Origin of the sequence: Solibacillus sp. FSL W7-1324 (genome assembly GCF_038008025.1) — a bacterium.
Taxonomy (GTDB): domain Bacteria; phylum Bacillota; class Bacilli; order Bacillales_A; family Planococcaceae; genus Solibacillus.
In genome coordinates, this window is record NZ_JBBOYH010000002.1 from 179061 (window position 1) to 197909 (window position 18849).

Here is an 18849-nt window from a genome sequence, read left to right on the forward strand (position 1 = left end):
TAATATTTTTATCGAAAAATCTTGACAACTATTAGCTGGTTTTGTGGAATAATAAAACTGCATTCATCTTCTATATTTTCGAAAGCTACAATTTAAAACCTTCCCTGAAAATCATCTGCTAAAGTTCTTTCCCTTTTATTTTTACCATCAGTTAAAAATACGATATTATCGTTATTAATTTCATTATTAGTTGTTTGTTGTTGGAAGTTTGTAAGTTCCATATAAAAATCTTGAGGAGTATCAAACACCTCATCTAAAGCTCTTTTAATCGGTCTTTACTATTGTGATTACTGTCTTCGGAATTATCGACCAAGAAATTTTAACTGCCTTAAATACGGATAATGATTTAATTGGATCATTATTCTTAGGTAGTGTCGGCGTTATTACGTCTGCCTTACGTGCCGCAAAAGGCTCTTTACGAGTTCTTTAAGGCAAAGAAAAGCAAGTCTAGGGGGGTACTTTAACCTAGACTTGCTTTTCGCTTTTAATACGCTATTTAGGGCTTTTAGAGCGTTAATCCTGTTGACATTTCCAATCTTTAACGGTTTAATAGAAATAGAAATAAAAAACGACCTGAGTTGGTAGCTCAGATCGTTGACAGCGACTCCCCGACTAAAGTGATTCGCTATTAAATATTATTTACAAATCAAAGTATACAATACGTATCTATTGATTTGCAACACAAATGTTTTATTTTAATAATGTTTTTTAGCAGATTTTAACCTTAGCGGTGGTGTACGGAAGATAAAAAATCGTATGCTGCTTAATATATGCTTGACGAATAATAGAATTTATTCAATAATTGTAATCAATATTGAATATTAGCAATCTTATTTTCTATTTGATCGGAAGCACCGGCATACGAAATTCAGTTTCGTATGCCTTTTTTGTTGCCAAAATTAAGGCGTCGCTGTTATAAATCGCTATTTTGCTAGAAAAAAGCATGAAAAAAAGACGATGGTTCGCAGCCGTCGCCTTAGTGGCACTAATGCAATTCGCAGTTGCATTAGTAAGACAGAAATAATCGTGTTTTAGAGCTTAGTTTTAGAATGATTCGCAGTCATTCTGGTAAGTCGTTAAGACCTACAAATAGAATAAAAAACTAAAATTTATCCTTTCGAAAAAAAAGCAATTTCGTAAGGCGTCTTTAATATTGTCTTTTTTATATAATTACTATAATTTTAGCTTTTTTATTCGCAAATTTCAAGGCTTTTACACTAATTTTCTGTCTTTCTGTAATTTTTACCAAACAAACAGAAAGAGGGCTCTTTATGACAAAATTTAGTTTTTTTGTAGAATTATTTATAATTTTCGAAAATCTATTTTTCACTACCCTTTGTTTTCTAGAAGGGGAGCGAAATTATGATTCCACTTTATAACCAAATTGACCCACTGAAATACATAAAAATTTTACATCGTGATACAGACGGCTACGTAACATTTATGCGTAAGTTCCAACATAGTGATTCTGTTCATCAGCAGCATGTTTATTTAGATGACATTACACCTGAAATGATTCGCTCATATGTATGCTATGACTCTTATATATCACTTAATAGCTTTTACCGTCCTTTACGTCGTAACAATCAGCTACGCACAATACATAACTTTTACATCGATATTGATTGTCACAACTTAGGATTAAAGCCTGAACAAGTGTTGGAGGTCCTTAAAGCCGATTACTTTCACTCGAGGCTACCAGAACCGAATGTAATTTTATATTCAGGACGTGGTTTCGCTTTAGAATGGCATTGTGAGCCTTTAAGTGGACTAGCTATCGACCGTTGGCGTAAAGTTCAGCGTAAAATCTTTGAGTTACTTAAAGATTTTGGGGCCGATCCATCGTCTACATCCGATGCAGCACGTGTATTCCGATTACCTTCTTCAATTAATTCTAAATCGAATGAAATTGTCCGTTATGACTATTTACATGACCGACTAATGAATTTAAAAACATTTTCTACATACTTTTCAAACAACACAGATAAAAAGGCAGTTGAGCAAGTAAACTTTGCAATTCAATCAAACGCAAATAGTGATTCATTAGACCGCCCAAAGAAAAAATTACCTAAGTGGTTTACAGTAAAGTCATTATTAGCAGGGCGTTTAAATGACCTTGAAACCCTTATCAAATTACGTAAGGGGAACATGAAAGGCCATCGTGAGCGTTTGCTATTTGTTGCGCGCCATTACACATATTTGCTAACTGGAAGTAAGGAGCAGGCTGTTCAGAAGATTGAGGAACTGAATGGTTTATTTGTTAAGCCTTTAAAATCGGGTGAGGTTTACAATCGTACAATAAGTGCGATCCGCTATGCCGATACAAACGACCACTTACGCTTATACAATGAAACTCTGATTGAATGGTTTGAAATTACGGAGGCAGAAATGCAACACCTATCAGTCCTCATATCCAAAGAGGAAAAACAGCGTCGTAATCGTAAAGCCAAAGAAAAATCTCGTCGTTTGGCAGGGGGTAAATCAAGAGAAGAATATAATCGACGCCGTTCTACTAAGCTTTTACGATTATTAACGAAATTGAAGCTGATCCGCGCTACGTATCCTAAAAGCACAAATACGGCTGTCAGCAAGCTTTTGAAGGTATCTAAAAGTTATGTAACAAAGCTAATGAAGATGCTTAAAGAAGGGGTTCTCGATAAACTGGTACAAGCTTTAAAGAATAAACCGAAGCCAGCTGTCGAATCAGCTATTACAACGACTAATGAAATGACAACAAATGCGGTATCTAAAACTAAAAAGCCTAAATCGAGTGCAATAATGCCCTTTGTTTCAAAAGAAGTATTGCTCGAATATCAGTTGAATGCCGCGCCCCGGCTCCATAATTGAATGCGTTAATACATATCAATTGTTGATGCCGTAAAGCTATGAAAATCGTTATTTACTCGTACTAGCTTTGTTTGTTCACTGGTAGTTCAGCTTAATCTTAATAGAGTTCTTCCCAAGTATTACTGACTATGTTTATATCAAATAGATTTATAACAATTTATTAACCCTAATTATTCTATCCATTTAGCCATATAAATAAACATTTAAACGCCAGGTAGATTAATAGCATACAATTGTTTACTGGTTATTCAGCTTATTCTTAATAGAGTATCCATAGAATTCCCCCAGTAATAGATTATAGTTTTATATTTATAGCTTTATAAATTACTAAGGATCTAATTTGCTAATTGAATAGATTGGTAGCTTTATATGGGGACCATTTGTACATAATCATTTAAAAAGCTATTCAATCAATGTTTATAAAGATTTTTAAACAATTATTAAGCCGTATTATTTTATTGAGCGCGGTGTTTGTAGCTGGAATGGGCTTTTTCATGGAGAAAATACAAATGGTTCCAGAACAAAGTCTACAGCCTATTTAAGCATTTTTAAAAACATTACATTAATCTGCCAGTGTTGAACTGGTTCGCAGCTGTAACTATGGATAAATCAAAGACAAGGAATTGCCTGAGCAATGGCAGTCTTTAGCATGGTTCCAGATAATTTGAAAAGTTAATACCAAAAGAATTGAGCGTTTAAAAAAGTTGTTAATGACAAATTTAATTTTATTAGCTATACTAATTCTATTAACTTTTATGACTTTTTTATTTTTTATCACACCTTTATTCCACAGGAATAGAGTTTTTTTATTGAAAACGCTCAATTGAGTGATTGTTATGACTTTATTTGTCATGCCTTCATTTAATCGAGCGTTTTTTTGCGTCTTAAAGGTTAAATTTTTTTAAGGGGGCTATTTATAATGGCGAAAATTAGTCAAGAAAGCATTGACCTAATTAGAAATGTACCAATGGTTGAAGTTGCACATGCGTTAGAATTACCAATGAAGCAAATCGGAAAACAGATTTTTATTCCTTGTCCTAATCCTGATCACGCTGAAGGTGCTATGGAACATTGCTGCATCGAAACACGAAAGAATATCATGAAATGTTTTACTTGTACTGATACATCGGCTAATAATGCGATTGGCTTTTATGCTTGGCATAAGTTTGGTAAGTCTGATGGTGTATTCAAGCAATCAATTCAAGGTATTGCAGAGCTTTTAAAGATTGAAATTTATGATGAAACAGGCAAAGTAATCGTTGCTGGTAATAAAGACTACGTTCCTTCTGTAAAAGTTGTGAGCGAAAGTTTACCGCCGCAAGAACCACGTATTTTAGATGCTGTATATCGAGCATTTTTAAATCTGTGTCCTTTACGTACTGAACATCATAAAGAGTTATTAGAGCGCGGCTATCGTCAAGATGAATTGAATCTATATATGTTTAGATCAGTTCCAACTTATGATGAATGGCTACCAATTTACAAAACGCTCATGGAGAAAAATTATCCTCTTGAACGAGTACCAGGATTCTCTCAAATTTTTCAACCCGATTATTACAAACAGTCGAAATTCCCTGCTCATTTAGGTGAAGCTGGTGAAATTTCAACGGAAAAAGGTGTTGTTAAAGGGAAATGGCATTATGTTTGTACGAGTATGAAGGGCTATTTTATTCCTGTATTTGATGAATACGGGTATATCATTCGCTTACGTATTCGTAAAGACGAGGGATCGCCTAAATACATTTGGTTCAGTTCTCAGCACAATGTTGAAAGTGAAACCAATATTAAGTATTTAAGACGAAATGGTGCTTCAAGTGGAGCGCCAATGTCTATCGCTGTGCCACCTGCAGTAATGAAAGTATGGTCGAAAGGGCGACACATTACAGAAGTTTGTCCTATGAAGTCCTTACTTGTAACTGAAGGTGAGCATAGTGCGACACGTTCGTTGATAAGTGTGGCTTAATACCACACGAAACAGCGGGGTTACTACTTCTTATATAGAAGTTTGTAATTACAACTTTATTTCTGATGAGTGGAATGAAAGCTATCATGCTAGCTTGAAACGCTCGCCTAATACTCCTACATGCGTCAAATATTTGATAGATATTTGGGGTTTGAAGCTAGGTGAAGATTGGCTGAGGGATTCCCTAACGGATAATGCCGAGGAAAGCTGACTAGAGGTAGTTGGTGAATCTTATAGGTCTGGGTGTCGAAAAGTAAATAATGGTGAGAATGACACAATCAAGTGTCTGACGAACTTGCGAATGTACGGGTCCTTACGCCTAGGAAGTAGAAATGCTTTCCGCCGTTACAACGGTAGTGAGACCGCCGATAAGTAAGAATTGTGTTTATGAAAGTCGGTATAGCGAGCAAAGACGCTATTGTAGTTTCACGGGCTCATAGCAAGCACCTAAAATTTACATGGATGGCTAAGAAATAAGGAACGTGGTAAGCCGAAGACACGTATCAAACCTCTATCAAGGGGCGTGTTTGTGAATATAAATCTGCTCACGCAGTATTAAATCACTTTACTTCGGTGAAGGTGGTGGCACAGTACCGTTGAAGCAAATGTAATGTTTGTGGAGGGATAGCCACTAGTCATCGTTTTACAGAATTGACTATTCTAACTAATTGAACTGTATGGGTCCGGTAAGAACATGGGAAGTACCTCTACTTATTAATGAGGGTAGGTGGTATCCATGATACAGACAACCTTGCGACATTGGGAATATTACGGTACAACCGAAATTTTCTCAAATTTATATGCGATGAGTAAAGATGGAAATAATTTTCACAAATTATATGACATTATAATCAGCGATGAAAATATCCTACTTGCTTATAGAAGTATCAAAAGTAATAAAGGTTCTTCAACAGCCGGAACTGATAAATTTTCGATAAGTAATTATAAAGGTCTGACTCGCGATGACTTCATTAGTCTCATACGAGATAGACTTGAGAATTATAGACCAGGGGCGGTTAAGAGAACCTATATTCCAAAAGCGAATGGTAAATTGAGACCTTTAGGAATTCCAACCATGCTAGACCGCTTGATACAACAAATGTTCAAACAAGTTCTTGAGCCTATCTGTGAAGCAAGATTCTACAAACACAGCTATGGTTTTCGACCTTTACGAACAACACATCAAGCTATAGCAAGAATGAATTACCTAATAAACATCTCAAACTATCATTATTGTGTAGACATCGATATTAAAGGTTTCTTCGATAACGTCAACCACACCAAACTAATGAAACAACTTTGGAACATCGGCATACGTGATAGAAAGGTCTTGGCCGTCATCATGAAAATGCTTAAAGCTCCAATAAAAGGTGTTGGCATCCCAACGAAAGGCACTCCACAAGGTGGAATCCTTTCACCACTACTATCTAATGTTGTTCTCAACGACTTAGATCAGTGGGTTGCCGGACAATTCGAAGATTTCGAAATTGAAGTTCCTGAATACTCAAAGAATCCTAGATCTTACAGATACAAGCATCTTAAAAAGTCTAACCTCAAAGCAGGCTTCATTGTAAGATATGCAGATGATTTTAAAATCATGGCGAAGGATAGTAAAACAGCATGGAGATGGTTCCATGCTGTCAGTGGCTACCTTAAGGACAGATTGGGACTGGATATCTCTCCGGAGAAATCTAGAGTTATTAATCTAAGAAAAAGGAAAACAGAATTCCTTGGATTCACTTTTGGATTAATGAAAAAGGGAAATAAACTCGTTGTCAAATCAAATATCAAAGATGAAAAACTAGAACAGCTTAAGGAAAATGCGAAGATTCATATCAAAACCATTTCCAAAAATCCTACTAAGGAAAATGTTCATAAATTTAATAGTTTCATACTTGGTATACACGATTACTTCAAAATAGCAACGCATGTATACAAGGATTTAAATAGGTTCTCCTATGAACTTAGGACCACCATGCATAATCGCTTTAAGGAATCCGGTAAGTTTGAATTTCCTAAATCACCATCACCCACTTATAAAAAGCGTTTCGGACATCTGAAACGAAAAACGTGGATTGTCAAAGATACTATTCTTTTCCCATTAGTTGGTCAAAAGCACCAATCTCCTATGAACTTTTCACAGGAGTTAACCCTTTACACAGATGAAGGTAGGAGAAGTATTCACAAGAATCTTAGCGACAGTGTATTTAAGGAATTAACAAAACTATCTCTTTATAAGCCATCTAATAGAAGTATGGAATACATGGATAATCGTATTTCACGATACTCCATGAAAAATGGTAAATGTGAAATCTCTGGTCTGTTCCTAACAGCCAATGAAGTCCATTGTCACCATTACATTCCTAAATATCTAGATGGAACTGACGAATTCAAAAACTTGCGAATCGTCCATAAAGACTTACACAAACTTATTCACAGTACAAATCCTAGAGCGATTAAATCAATCATTGCCGAATACAAACTTACTTATAAACAAATTGAGAAAGTTAACCGATTCCGCAAGAATTGTAAATTAGATAGCATAGCACTGTAAACGCTGATGGAACGCCGTATGCGGGGAAACTCGCACGTACGGTGTGAGACGGGGGAAAAGACTGAGATAGCATCAAGGTCTTACCTATCGTCACAAGCTTACATCTCGTCTAAAACATTTGGCTTGCTGGTTGTGGGTCTGCCAGGAGCCGGGAACTATGAGGAATTTTTAATGAGATTGCAAGAGTGGAAGTATGTTAAGAAGCTAATTACCGCTTATGACATGGATACGTGCGTTCTGTTCTAAGCCCAATACATTGTAGAAATACAAGTAGAAAAGCCTAGGAATAGCGATACTTTCTCTTATATAGAGAAAACGTTATTTAACTCATTTTCTGAATTGGTAGGTGAAATCCCTACTTAACATGAAAGCAGGCATGGTTACCCTAATACTCCGACATGCGAGATGAAATCCTAAAACTCATTTTGTATGAAGCTCGGTGAAGTCGCAGAAAAACAGACCTGAAAAGCGGTTAGTGAAATATGCGGGGGGCTAGTAATTGTCATGGCGAGGTACACTTTATAAAAAAGTTGAAACGAATACCCTTACTAACGACTCGTAATGTCGAGTTTGGCGAATAACAAGCCATTCGGTCTTGAAAAAGATTTTAGTTGTGGTCATAATCTGGTGTCCGATTATGACGACTTTCAACCAATATAGGTTGTTAGCTTCAAATCCGCCTGCTGTGGGTGAAGAAGTAACTAACGGGTTAAAGGGTGCGCCTAAAACAATGAAGTAAAGCTAAGAAAATGGGAACAGAAGAAGCTAGTTAGGTGGAGTTTGTAGGAGAACTATGAAACCTCGATGGTAGGAAATGACCATTTAATACTAGTGGCAGCAGCCCGTAGTAGCGTTGAAGCAGAGTAATGCCTGTGGAGCAAAGGGGCATAGTCTTAATTACATTGCAAACAAGATATTACGTCAATTAAATGGGATGCCGTTGTGCAAAACCGATTTTTCAAAAGGAAGGAGTGATTCTTCCTAATGATACGAAACCATAGAGGAATTATCCAATATTACGACAATGCAACCTATGTGGTGAACACGTCAGAACATATGAAGTGAACACACATCACATCAACCGCAAATTACCAATCGCCCTAATTAACAAGGTGAATAACCTAGCTACAACACATGAAGGTTGCCATAAGATGATTCACTCTAATAAAGACTTTTCTAGCATAGTAAGTCCAAAAACTTGGAAGAAAATCTTAGTACTTAGGGAAAAAGCTACGAAATAAGACGTTAATGCTTGTAAGCAAAATTAAGATGGAACGCCGTATGCGATGAAAGTCGCACGTACGGTGTGAGTGGGGGGAAAATGAGTAACCTTAACAGGCGAGCTGAAGGCGAAAATTACCTATCCAGCCCGTAATGGGTAGACGCTATCTTCGATTCCCCAACCTAACGGTCGGATAGAAGACGCGTCACATCCTTCAATCAAAAGACGACACATTAAAAGGGCAGAAGAAAATGCAGTCCCTTTATAACATTGTTCGCGACTTTTCAGTTGAAGTATCTAAATTAGATATTTTAAACGTGATCTGGACTTGGAATATTGAAGATGGCAAGGGGCTTGATGATTTAATTAAGAATCGTAAGCTGCCTATCGAATTGAGTTTAAGAAATGGCTCAAAACGCGCTGTTACATTCCAAAACATTCACGAACTTTAATCATGAAAATAATAAACACGACAAATAAACTTTAGGAGAGATATTGAAATGAACGTATTTACAGGCGTAGGACGATTAACAAAGGATGTTGAATTAAAGCATACAGGACATGGTACGGCGTACACACGTGTAACGCTGGCAATCGGTGATGGTATTTTCAAAGATGGCAAAGAGGGCGTTAATTTTATCCCTCTGCTGATCTGGCAAAAGGCGGCTGAGAACGCTGCTAAGTACCTTAAAAAAGGGAGTTTAGTATCAATCAAGGGTCGCTATCAGTCTAGTTCATACCAAGGTCAAGATGGCAAAACAGCTTATAGCCACGACATTGTTGTTGAAGATATTCGTTACCTTGATAAAAAGGAAACATCTACTCAACCTCAACAGGCGGCTGATCCTTCTAATGCTAATCAACAAACTCAATCACAAGCTTACCAACAGAATCAGCAATCGTCACAACAGGGTTATAATGCTCCTGTTTCAAATGCTGGCTCACCTGATGGCTTCGGTTTTAATCGTTAATTACAAACTACAACTCTAATCTGACAAAAATAATTTATAGAAAACGAACAGTCGAGCTTATTAACTGTTCGTTTTTAAAATAGGAGAGAATATATATGAAGATCACATTAAAGAATAAAGAAGTTATCGTTAAGGAAATTCGTTCATTATCAAAGAACGCTAAAAATGATGTTATCAAAGTGACAGCTGCAGAGGACCATTTGGTATTACAGTCCGGGAACGATGATATTTTTGCATCGAAAACTGTTTTAGATAGCATCGTTGGTAATGATGAATTAGTTACTATTTTTACGGTTGAACAACCAGGCGAAATGCTATTGGATTTACACTTTTTAAGCGTACTTTCTAACTTAGTGGAGGACGAAGTTGTATTATCAGTCACGGATAATGCTCTTAACATTCGAACTACATCGGTTAATTTAAAGCTTAATCTAAAATCTGATGAAGTATTTACGCCAGCACCGACTTGTGAACTAAAGCCGTATTTGCCAACACTTCCAAAAAGCTTCTATACGGAGCTTTTACAAAACATTGGTTATGCGTGCGAATCAAGTGATAAAGCATCGCGCCCACAACTTAGAGGTATCAACCTTGTTTCAAATGGTGAGCGTTTAATCGCTACAGGTACAGATAGTCGCCGCGCTGCATTGTTCAATATCGAATTAAAAACTGACGAAATCCCTTCAATCGTTGTGCACAATAAATACTTATCAGACGCGTTATCATTGTTTAGTGAAGAAGAAATCTTATCTGAAATCGGTAATGGTTTCCTTGTATTAAAACAAGAAAATGTAACTGTATATGTAAAACTGTTAGATGGTACTTATCCAAATGTAGCACCATTATTCAGTATTTCGGAAAAGTCATTTAGAGCACAGGTTGATGTGAAATCGCTTAAAAATGTACTAAAGTTAATCGACTCATTCAGTGGTATTTCGAAAGAAAAGGACGATGCTAAAAAGATCGTTCGTTTCTCAGCTGTAGAATCGGGCTTAAACGTACAATGTATTCACCAGGGCGGTGAGTTCAGTACCGTTTTACCGATTGCGTCAGTAACCGGAACATTACCTGAAACGTTTAACGTCAACGTACAATTCTTGAAAGAGGCAATTGCTACAGGCAATGAAACGATCATCTTAACATTTGATGGTCCAAAATTGTATGTCAGCACAGTTCCTTCATTACAACAAGTGATTATGGGTACACGAATATAATTTTTATACACGACAAATACTATTAAGCCGCTTTAAAGAACGGTTCTTACGACACTTTATTTTCATTCAGCTTTGCTAATGGAATAGAGTGTCTTTTTCTTTATTGCGAGCAACTAAACATGACAAGGTGGAATATTAAATTATGAAAAAAACAACTACAACTTCAAACATCGAAAAATTAGAAATGCGTCTTAACAACAAACATAAATCTTTCTTTTACCGTCACTTACGTTCAAAAGGTAACTTTTTATCATTCAATGAGGAAAGTAAGGAACATCATTATGCTGTAAATGTAGATGCAGAATTTTTAGAGGAAGTTTTAGAGCCAACCGCTTTCAACGGATTAGCAACACTATATGTAACGATTCGTGATGGCGCGGTAAAAGTGTTAAAAGCTTTCTAAAAGCTATTTTTAAGGAGAATATACGAGATATGCAGTGGTTTATATACCGCTGCTTTTTTTATTAAGGAGATAGATGAACTATGACGACTAATTATCAATTAATGCTAGATTTTATGGATGGAAAACACACTTTATGGCAGGTGACGAAAAAGACAGACGTTACTTGTCGCCAATTAGCCGATCGCCATTATTCTAGGCAGACAGTAGGGGCCACGAGTTTTTGCCGACCAGGGAAGAATTACGTATTGCGTACAGCTGCCGGTGATGCTGTTTGGGTTGGTTGGTACTCTAAATTTCGTGACGATTGCTTTACAGCGATTGAATGCACCTTATTTCGTAATGAAAGTGAGCATTTGAGCAGTGATTTAATTATCCTTGCTTCATTAATGACCTTTGAACATTTCAAAAAGGACAATGCACCCATGACTTTGCTTACGTATGTGGACCAGAAAAGTGTGAAATCCTCTAATACGGGTTATTGCTACTTGAAAGCTGGCTATAAAAAGTTAGAGCATAAAAGCAGTAAGGGGCTACTAGCATTTACAGTGACGTATGACGATCTACTTGAAAAGGTACGTGAGCTCGTTTCAAAAGAACGTTGGTACCAAGATTTATCGGGGAGATTAGAGCGTATCCAATGGCAACAGCAAATGATGAATGAAGCATTTAGTGAATATGAGTTTGATATGGCAGCCGATTACGCGAACATGGCTTATCAGGAATTTCATAGCTTATTTAACAGTGTTTCAACAATATTTGATATGTCATTTGAACATGCAGCACATTTCGTTAAAAGCATGGTTAAAACGCGTTATGAGAGTAATGTAAACATTGAGGACTTGTATATCACCTTAACCGAGTGGAACGGCTTAGAATGGACGCATGAGCTTCAGAGCGTCATTGAAAAGGTTGAGCAATTACTTACTAATTGCAATTTCACAATTGAAGGGTTTCGTATGGAGGAATCCAAGAGTTTGCATTATTTGAACTGGATTGAACAAGAAAATCAGCGCTTTTTGTGAAAAGCCAAATATAACAAGTAATTCTAATTTAAAATAAACAAAGGATTGTTACATTTCTTTATGAAATCGTAGCAATCCTTTTTATTTAAGGTGTTAAAATTTGTTTTAAATACCTTTGATATACATTGAATAGGTGTTTTGTCATAATGAACATATCGTTTAGTCGAACATTATAACTGATATTAATTGGAGGAATTTATGAAATATAAAAAGGTTGGCTTTCTCAAAAGTCTTGCAAATGCTATTACAGATACCGAAACTTTAAAAACACCACTTCTTATTAAAGAAGCAACAGAAAGTATTCAATTAATTGAACAATTACATAAAGAAATTGAAAACTCAGATGAACAAAAACGAAAAAAAATACGCAAACAAATAAAATTATTGGAACTAGGTTTGAAAGGTGAGAATAGTGTCTTATTTGAATTACAAAACTCATTTTTACCAATACATATACTTCATGATTTCCGGATTGAACATAACGGTTTAAGCTGTCAGATCGATTTTGTTGTCTTAACAAGAAAATTTATTTTATTAATTGAAGTTAAAAATTACTATGGCCATATTTTAGTTAATGAAAAAGATGAATTTATTCGACAAGTATTCCATGGAAAAAAACTTGCTCTACAAGAAGGGTTCTACAGTCCATTAAGACAAGTGGAACGACAATCTCAAATATTTGAATCATATATGAAAGAAATGGGAGCAGTTAGTCGAACTCCAATTAAAAGTGTGGTTGTATTTACAAATAATAAGACCGTTATAAACACTAATAAAGCAAGTCAGCGAGTGCAAGAAAAAGTTATACGGGTAGACAATTTGGTAAGCTATTTAAAATCGGAACTTCAAAAATCGTCGCCTGTACATTTTCTCGACAACCGTATGAGCGAAATGAGCGAATATATTAAAGCTTCGCATAAAGAAATTAATGAAGAAGTTACAGAGGAAGTAGAGTTGAAATTCTTAGAGGAAACTATTGATAATCAAGATGAAGCAAAAGTAAAGTCAAAGCCTGACCAACAGAAAAGTACAGACTTAGAAAATGCTTTAAAACAATTCCGTCTAAAATTAGCAAATGAAAAAAATATGGCCGCTTATAATATTTTCTCAAATAAAACCTTAGAAGAATTAATTTCAAAAAAACCTTGTAACCATGAAGAGTTGAAAACAGTTACAGGCATTGGAGAATATAAAATTAATGCATTCGGTAATGACCTTATTTTCATTATTAAGGACTATATGAAGTAAGTGGCAGTTTTCTTTGCCCTTACTTCACATATGTATTTTCTTCAAATAACCGCACTCATCACTAGCGGCAATTAAACCTCAAATTCTGATTGTTGTAAATCAGTTAAGTAGACGTCAATTCCACAGTTAGGTGCAGTTCTTAGGTTTGCCAGATAAAAATATAATGCTAATTACTAAAAAATAACCTCATGGAATCCAACCATACAAAATAACAAAGTGACAACTTCATGAACTTCATTATACCTGCATATTCCCCGACAAGATAAGTTACCTATATCCTTAAAAAAATGTACGAATATCATTGATTAAACTTTCTCATATTCATTTAAGAATATTTTTATACTTCTCTCAAAGTATATGGTAATTTATAGAAAAATGGAGGTGGCTTCAATGGAACTATTAATATTCAAATTTGTTAACCAGTAGACGTATAGTTGATTGGCATTGATATTTTTAATTAAATATGAATTAAACTAATGGAACTAGTATTATTAAAGGAGCATTCCTGTTAGAAGGATTTTCGGGGACTTGAAAACAAAAAAGCCCTCCTGTATGATGCTTGAGTGTCAACCGGAAAATTGACTCGCACATCCACAGAGAGGACTTACAACAATGAATTTTAATACGAATGAAAAAATTAATCAAGTTTCTGAAAATACACTAGTAATCGGTATCGATATTGCGAAGCACAAACATTTTGCTTGCGCTATTGATGATCGAGGCCGAGTGCTCCAAAAATCATTTCCTATTACACAGTCACGCATTGGATTTGAAGGCTTTTATGAGCGCTTACTCGCTCTAAAAACCACTCATGAAAAACAGGAAATCCTCGTTGGTTTTGAGCCAACAGGACACTACTGGATGAACTTGGCGGCGTTTCTGACAAGCTACGGAATACCATTCGTGATGGTCAATCCAATGCACGTCAATCGTTCCAAGGAATTGGACGACAATCTTCAAACGAAAAATGACCAAAAAGACGCACTTGTCATTGCTCGCCTCATGCGAGATGGTCGCTTCAGCTATCCACGACATCTCGAAGGTATCGAAGCGGAGTTACGAAATGGTGCGACATTACGTTCAAAGATTCAAGAAGACTTAAATGCCCTACAAAATCGCATGATTCGTTGGCTGGATCGCTTTTTTCCTGAATTCACACAAGTGTTTAAAAGCTTTGGGAAAATGGCGTATGCGGTACTTGAAAAAACACCATTACCAACAGATATTGTAGGCAAATCACCAGAAGAGTTACTATTTTTATATCGCCAGGTAGACGGTCTGAAAAGCCCACAGCTACCAAAGGCAAAACAATTAGTCGAGGTAGCAGAAAGCTCAATCGGACTGACAGAAGGTATAGTGATGGCCAAATTCGAAATCGCCACGCTTCTTTCCCAGCACAAATTGATGCAAGCACAACTAGACGACTTAACAAGTCAACTCGCAGAGTTAGCCAAACAAATGACGGATTATGACTATTTAGCATCGGTACCTGGAATCGGGGATGTCACGATTGTCGATTTACTATCAGAGATTGGTTCTTTAACGCAATATACACATCCACGCCAATTAATTAAACTAGCGGGACTCACATTGCGTGAAAACTCTTCCGGTCAGCAAAAAGGACAAAAACGGATTTCTAAACGAGGTAGAAGAAAACTTCGCGCCCTCCTCTTCCGAGTCATGATGCCTTTAATCTTGCATAATCCAGCATTCAAACAATTACATGAATACTACACAACACGTACAGTCAATCCGCTTCGAAAAAAGCAGTCCATCGTCGTGTTATGTGGGAAGTTACTGAAGATTTTACATGCCTTATGTAAAAAGAAAACCATGTTTAATGAACAACAAATGATGAACGATTTTGCCAGTCTCCAAACAGCTGCTTAAGCGTACTTCATCAAAAGTTTAACCAAGAGGATGACACGGAGAAGCCGGCATTATTTACCCCATCCGACCGTGATTAATTAAACGAGTCCCTAAAGGAGCATCGCCAGCCTCTGCCTTATGAATAGACCGAACGAAGGAATGTACGCGCAATCAGACGCCTAGAGACATGGGAGGGTCCGTCATCATAAGCTACGCAGAGATCCAAAAGTGCATCAATATACAGCACAGGATCAGGAGGAACATTACCAATTAATGGTTCATCTTTTAGCGAAGCTTTCAGATATATTGTTAAAAAAATCAATAATTACAAAATAAAGATAGATGTACGTGTCGGGAGAATATTTTTTTGACACTCTAAAATGGCGTGAGCCATTGATACATCAACATTTATAGAGGGAGGAATCTTTATGTTAAATTTAAAAACAATTTCTACATATTTTTCTATTATTTTATTGTCATTTGGTTTTTCAAGTTTAGTTTTTGCAAATGATGACGGAAGTGCAATACAACCTGAAATTATTGAAGATGAAACTGTAACACTAATAAACTCTACAGAAATGTTAATAACGCCACTTTCATCATTTAAGCCTAGTAATGCAAGAGCTGATTGGGCAGCACTAACAAGTCGTTCTACTTTTTCTAACCAAAGTGGAAGTACAAAAATTTATCATAACAATGGAAATTTTAATAACGCAATGACAGAATTCACTAATATAGGGGGACGTGGAGAGGTGGTACAACATGTTAGTAAGAATGGAACTACATTTGTAAAGAATACAGATGGTGGTTATGTAACATTATATAGAAGTACTTCTTCTACTCTAGGTGACCAAAGACCAACTTTATCATTTTTAGATGATAAAATTAGATTTTTAGGAGATTAAAAAGAGGTGATTGTTATTTATGAAAGAGCAACTTTTAATTTGGGAACCGATAGTGGGAAATCCATTCTGTAGAAAAAATAATGAGATGAATCTAGTGAAATTATCTTTTGAAAAGGATTTTGTTTTGGTTTTTGAAGATAATAAAAGTAAAGAGATGTATTCTTTTTCATATGAATCCTCAGAAGATAGAAAAGCTTTTATAACATTTCGTATCGTAGAAGAATTAGTAAGACCTGATATTGAAGAGTTAATTTTTGAATTCTTCAATAAAATAGAGAATAATTCCCTCAATTATGGTCCTACATTTTATAAAGTACAAAATTCTAGATTTTTAAAATGGTACGATGATAATTATGAAATTCGGAAAGTTATACAACCCAATGCTGAACATCATTTATTAATTACATCTACCTTTATTGTAGAAGTTATAAGTGAAGTACAACCAGTAGTCTCTAAATTAAAGCAATAAAGATTAGAAATTTCTTTTAACTTTTTGGAAACAATGTTTTTTAGTCCATTAATAGTAGAAAAAGTCTATTATTATCGCTCAAAAGTTCATTGGATTTCTTTGACAGAATTACTTTTACACAATGCAAAGGGACTATTCAATGAATAGTCCCTTTTGCTATGGTCGCGAACACGCTTTACCGGTTTGAAGGCCATTTAATTGCTATGCACTTTCCTTGAAAAAGGAAGGGGTCTTCAATCGTAAAAAGCCACAATTACAAAAGGCGCAGCCCGAATGAAAAACCTCATTCGAGCTACGCCTTTTTCAATTTATATTTTAAATTGGTGAACTAAACCGCGCAATTCACTTACAGTTGTTGTAAGACCTTCTGTAGCGTCAGTTATTTGAGCTACTAATGCTAATTGTTCCTCAGTTTCACCTGAAATGGTCACCGCATGTTCCGAAGTGCCGCGTGATAATTCGGCAACCGATTCAATAGAGGCATTAATTTCTTCCATACTTGCAGCCATTTGTTCTGAAATGGCAGATAGCTCTTGTATTTGTGCATTAGATTTTTCAAATTCACTGACGATGTTTTCAAATGTTTCGCCAGCTTGACTCACATAAACAATGCCACTCTCAATTTCTTTATGTGTATGGCTCATAAATTCGGAAACCCTCACAGTGTCCTTTTGTATTGCACTTACAATGTCTGAAATCATTTTAGCTGATGCATTGGATTGCTCAGATAACTTACGTACTTCATCGGCTACGACAGCAAATCCTTTCCCATGTTCGCCAGCTCTTGCCGCTTCAATCGCAGCGTTTAATGACAATAGGTTGGTTTGGCTTGATATATCTGTTATAGCTTTCGTTATATTGCCTATTTCTAAGGAGCGTTTTTCTAATTCCTTAATAACTTCATTTGTTTTCGTATTGGCTTCATAAATCGTTGTAATTTGATGAACCGCTTTTTCAACGTTTGAGAAGCCTTGTTTTGCCTGAGTCATTGATTGTTCCGATGATCCAGCAATATCCGCTGTGTTTTCTGAAATGTTCGCTATGCCAATCGTCATTTCACTAATTGCGACTACACTTTGTTCAATCATTTCCTGTTGATCAGAAAGGCTATCCGTGATGTTCGTCACCGATTTAACGATATGTTCCGTTGAACCTACATTTTCTTTCGCATTTTCTAACACATTTTCCGAAGAACGCTCGACTACATCGGAATGATTGGAAACTTCCTGGAGTAATATCTTCAAGTTATCGGCCATCTTATTATAATTGTTCGCTACATCTGTGATTTCGTCACTTTTAGATGCCGTAAGGCGTTGTGAAAAATCCCCTATACCGGCGCTTGTCAGAACAGCCGAAACGTCGCTTAAACGCTTTTTAATGCCTTTTGAAAAGTAAAGACTTGTTACAGTTGCTAAAACGATCATAATTAAAACGACAATAATAAAGCTCTTTATGATCTGAGAAACAATGGAGGTAATCATTGACTCCGAAGCACCTATATAAAATATCCCGATTACTTCCCCGTTGCTGTTTACTAATGGTTCATAGGCTGCTTGATATTTATTCCCTGCAACATCGGCTTCACCGAAGAACTTTTCCTTATTCTTTAAAACTGCAGTCGCTACTTCATCGGAAACTTTTGTCCCAATTGCACGCTGCCCGTCAGTTTTTACATTCGTAGTAACACGTGTGTCGCCTTTAAAAATAGTGACAGTACCATCCGTATCTGCCCCAATATCATCTACGATCTCATAATTTTCATCTATCAGAACATTCCCTTTATACAGCTGGTTGTTCTTCAGATTCCAGTCACCCGGATATTTTTCATTAATATAGCGATAGGCTAAATCTAAATCGCTTTTTGCTTTTTCAAGTGCAAAATCTTTTACACCTGAACGTACTTGATTGGTAACTACTAAGCCAATAATCAGTGAAAATACTAATATTACACTAATAAATAGCAAATTTATTTTGGTACCTAGTTTAAAACTCATTGCTTTTTTCTCCTTATTCACACCAAATGTAGGTCTAAGTTCTTATGACGTTTAACAATTATATAGCAACATGGTATTAATTTCTATTGTTAATATATTGAAAAGTAATGTTGTAATATTGGAAATTCGGAAGCATCATTTAGAACCTTACTTTGTTTAAAAAACATT

At 35.9% G+C, this 18849-nt stretch carries 15 protein-coding genes; 13 read left to right on the forward strand and 2 right to left on the reverse strand.

Annotation, left to right across the window (positions count from 1 at the left end; translation table 11 throughout):
- Window positions 1-92: 92 nt before the first annotated feature.
- Window positions 93-248, reverse strand: coding sequence for a hypothetical protein (locus MKY71_RS19440; protein WP_340733801.1), 156 nt, complete (start codon window positions 246-248; stop codon window positions 93-95).
- Between the two features lie 35 nt (window positions 249-283).
- Here MKY71_RS19440 and MKY71_RS19445 point away from each other — a divergent pair, with 35 nt between their 5' ends.
- From MKY71_RS19445 to MKY71_RS19505, 13 genes are all read left to right on the forward strand, one after another.
- Window positions 284-430 (forward strand): hypothetical protein, encoded by a 147-nt coding sequence (locus MKY71_RS19445; RefSeq protein WP_340733802.1) that lies wholly within the window; start codon window positions 284-286, stop codon window positions 428-430.
- A gap of 932 nt (window positions 431-1362) precedes the next feature.
- Window positions 1363-2847: a cystathionine beta-lyase/cystathionine gamma-synthase gene (locus MKY71_RS19450; protein ID WP_340733803.1), complete on the forward strand. Its 1485-nt coding sequence runs from the start codon at window positions 1363-1365 to the stop codon at window positions 2845-2847.
- Between the two features lie 919 nt (window positions 2848-3766).
- Window positions 3767-4810: a DNA primase gene (locus MKY71_RS19455; protein ID WP_340733805.1), complete on the forward strand. Its 1044-nt coding sequence runs from the start codon at window positions 3767-3769 to the stop codon at window positions 4808-4810.
- A 736-nt stretch (window positions 4811-5546) separates the two neighbouring features.
- Entirely contained in the window at window positions 5547-7364 is a 1818-nt protein-coding gene (gene ltrA, locus MKY71_RS19460; RefSeq protein WP_340733806.1) for a group II intron reverse transcriptase/maturase, read from the forward strand.
- Window positions 7365-8837: 1473 nt separating this feature from the next.
- Window positions 8838-9038 carry a hypothetical protein gene (locus MKY71_RS19465; RefSeq protein WP_065217213.1) on the forward strand — a complete coding sequence of 67 codons (201 nt, stop codon included), beginning with the start codon at window positions 8838-8840 and terminating at the stop codon, window positions 9036-9038.
- Window positions 9039-9086: 48 nt separating this feature from the next.
- The gene (locus MKY71_RS19470) at window positions 9087-9557 is read left to right on the forward strand and encodes a single-stranded DNA-binding protein (RefSeq protein ID WP_340733807.1); all 471 of its coding nucleotides are present in this window, start codon (window positions 9087-9089) and stop codon (window positions 9555-9557) included.
- A gap of 95 nt (window positions 9558-9652) precedes the next feature.
- Window positions 9653-10771 (forward strand): DNA polymerase III subunit beta family protein, encoded by a 1119-nt coding sequence (locus MKY71_RS19475; protein WP_065217215.1) that lies wholly within the window; start codon window positions 9653-9655, stop codon window positions 10769-10771.
- Between the two features lie 142 nt (window positions 10772-10913).
- Window positions 10914-11174: a hypothetical protein gene (locus MKY71_RS19480; RefSeq protein WP_065217216.1), complete on the forward strand. Its 261-nt coding sequence runs from the start codon at window positions 10914-10916 to the stop codon at window positions 11172-11174.
- Between the two features lie 80 nt (window positions 11175-11254).
- Window positions 11255-12196 (forward strand): hypothetical protein, encoded by a 942-nt coding sequence (locus MKY71_RS19485; RefSeq protein WP_340733808.1) that lies wholly within the window; start codon window positions 11255-11257, stop codon window positions 12194-12196.
- Window positions 12197-12394: 198 nt separating this feature from the next.
- Window positions 12395-13444: an NERD domain-containing protein gene (locus MKY71_RS19490; protein ID WP_065217218.1), complete on the forward strand. Its 1050-nt coding sequence runs from the start codon at window positions 12395-12397 to the stop codon at window positions 13442-13444.
- 612 nt (window positions 13445-14056) lie between these two features.
- Entirely contained in the window at window positions 14057-15334 is a 1278-nt protein-coding gene (locus tag MKY71_RS19495; RefSeq protein ID WP_340732245.1) for an IS110 family transposase, read from the forward strand.
- Window positions 15335-15741: 407 nt separating this feature from the next.
- Window positions 15742-16218 (forward strand): hypothetical protein, encoded by a 477-nt coding sequence (locus MKY71_RS19500; RefSeq protein WP_065217219.1) that lies wholly within the window; start codon window positions 15742-15744, stop codon window positions 16216-16218.
- A 19-nt stretch (window positions 16219-16237) separates the two neighbouring features.
- Window positions 16238-16687 carry a hypothetical protein gene (locus MKY71_RS19505; protein ID WP_065217220.1) on the forward strand — a complete coding sequence of 150 codons (450 nt, stop codon included), beginning with the start codon at window positions 16238-16240 and terminating at the stop codon, window positions 16685-16687.
- A 308-nt stretch (window positions 16688-16995) separates the two neighbouring features.
- Here MKY71_RS19505 and MKY71_RS19510 read toward each other — a convergent pair whose 3' ends face one another.
- Window positions 16996-18681 (reverse strand): methyl-accepting chemotaxis protein, encoded by a 1686-nt coding sequence (locus MKY71_RS19510; protein WP_065217221.1) that lies wholly within the window; start codon window positions 18679-18681, stop codon window positions 16996-16998.
- Window positions 18682-18849 lie beyond the last annotated feature (168 nt).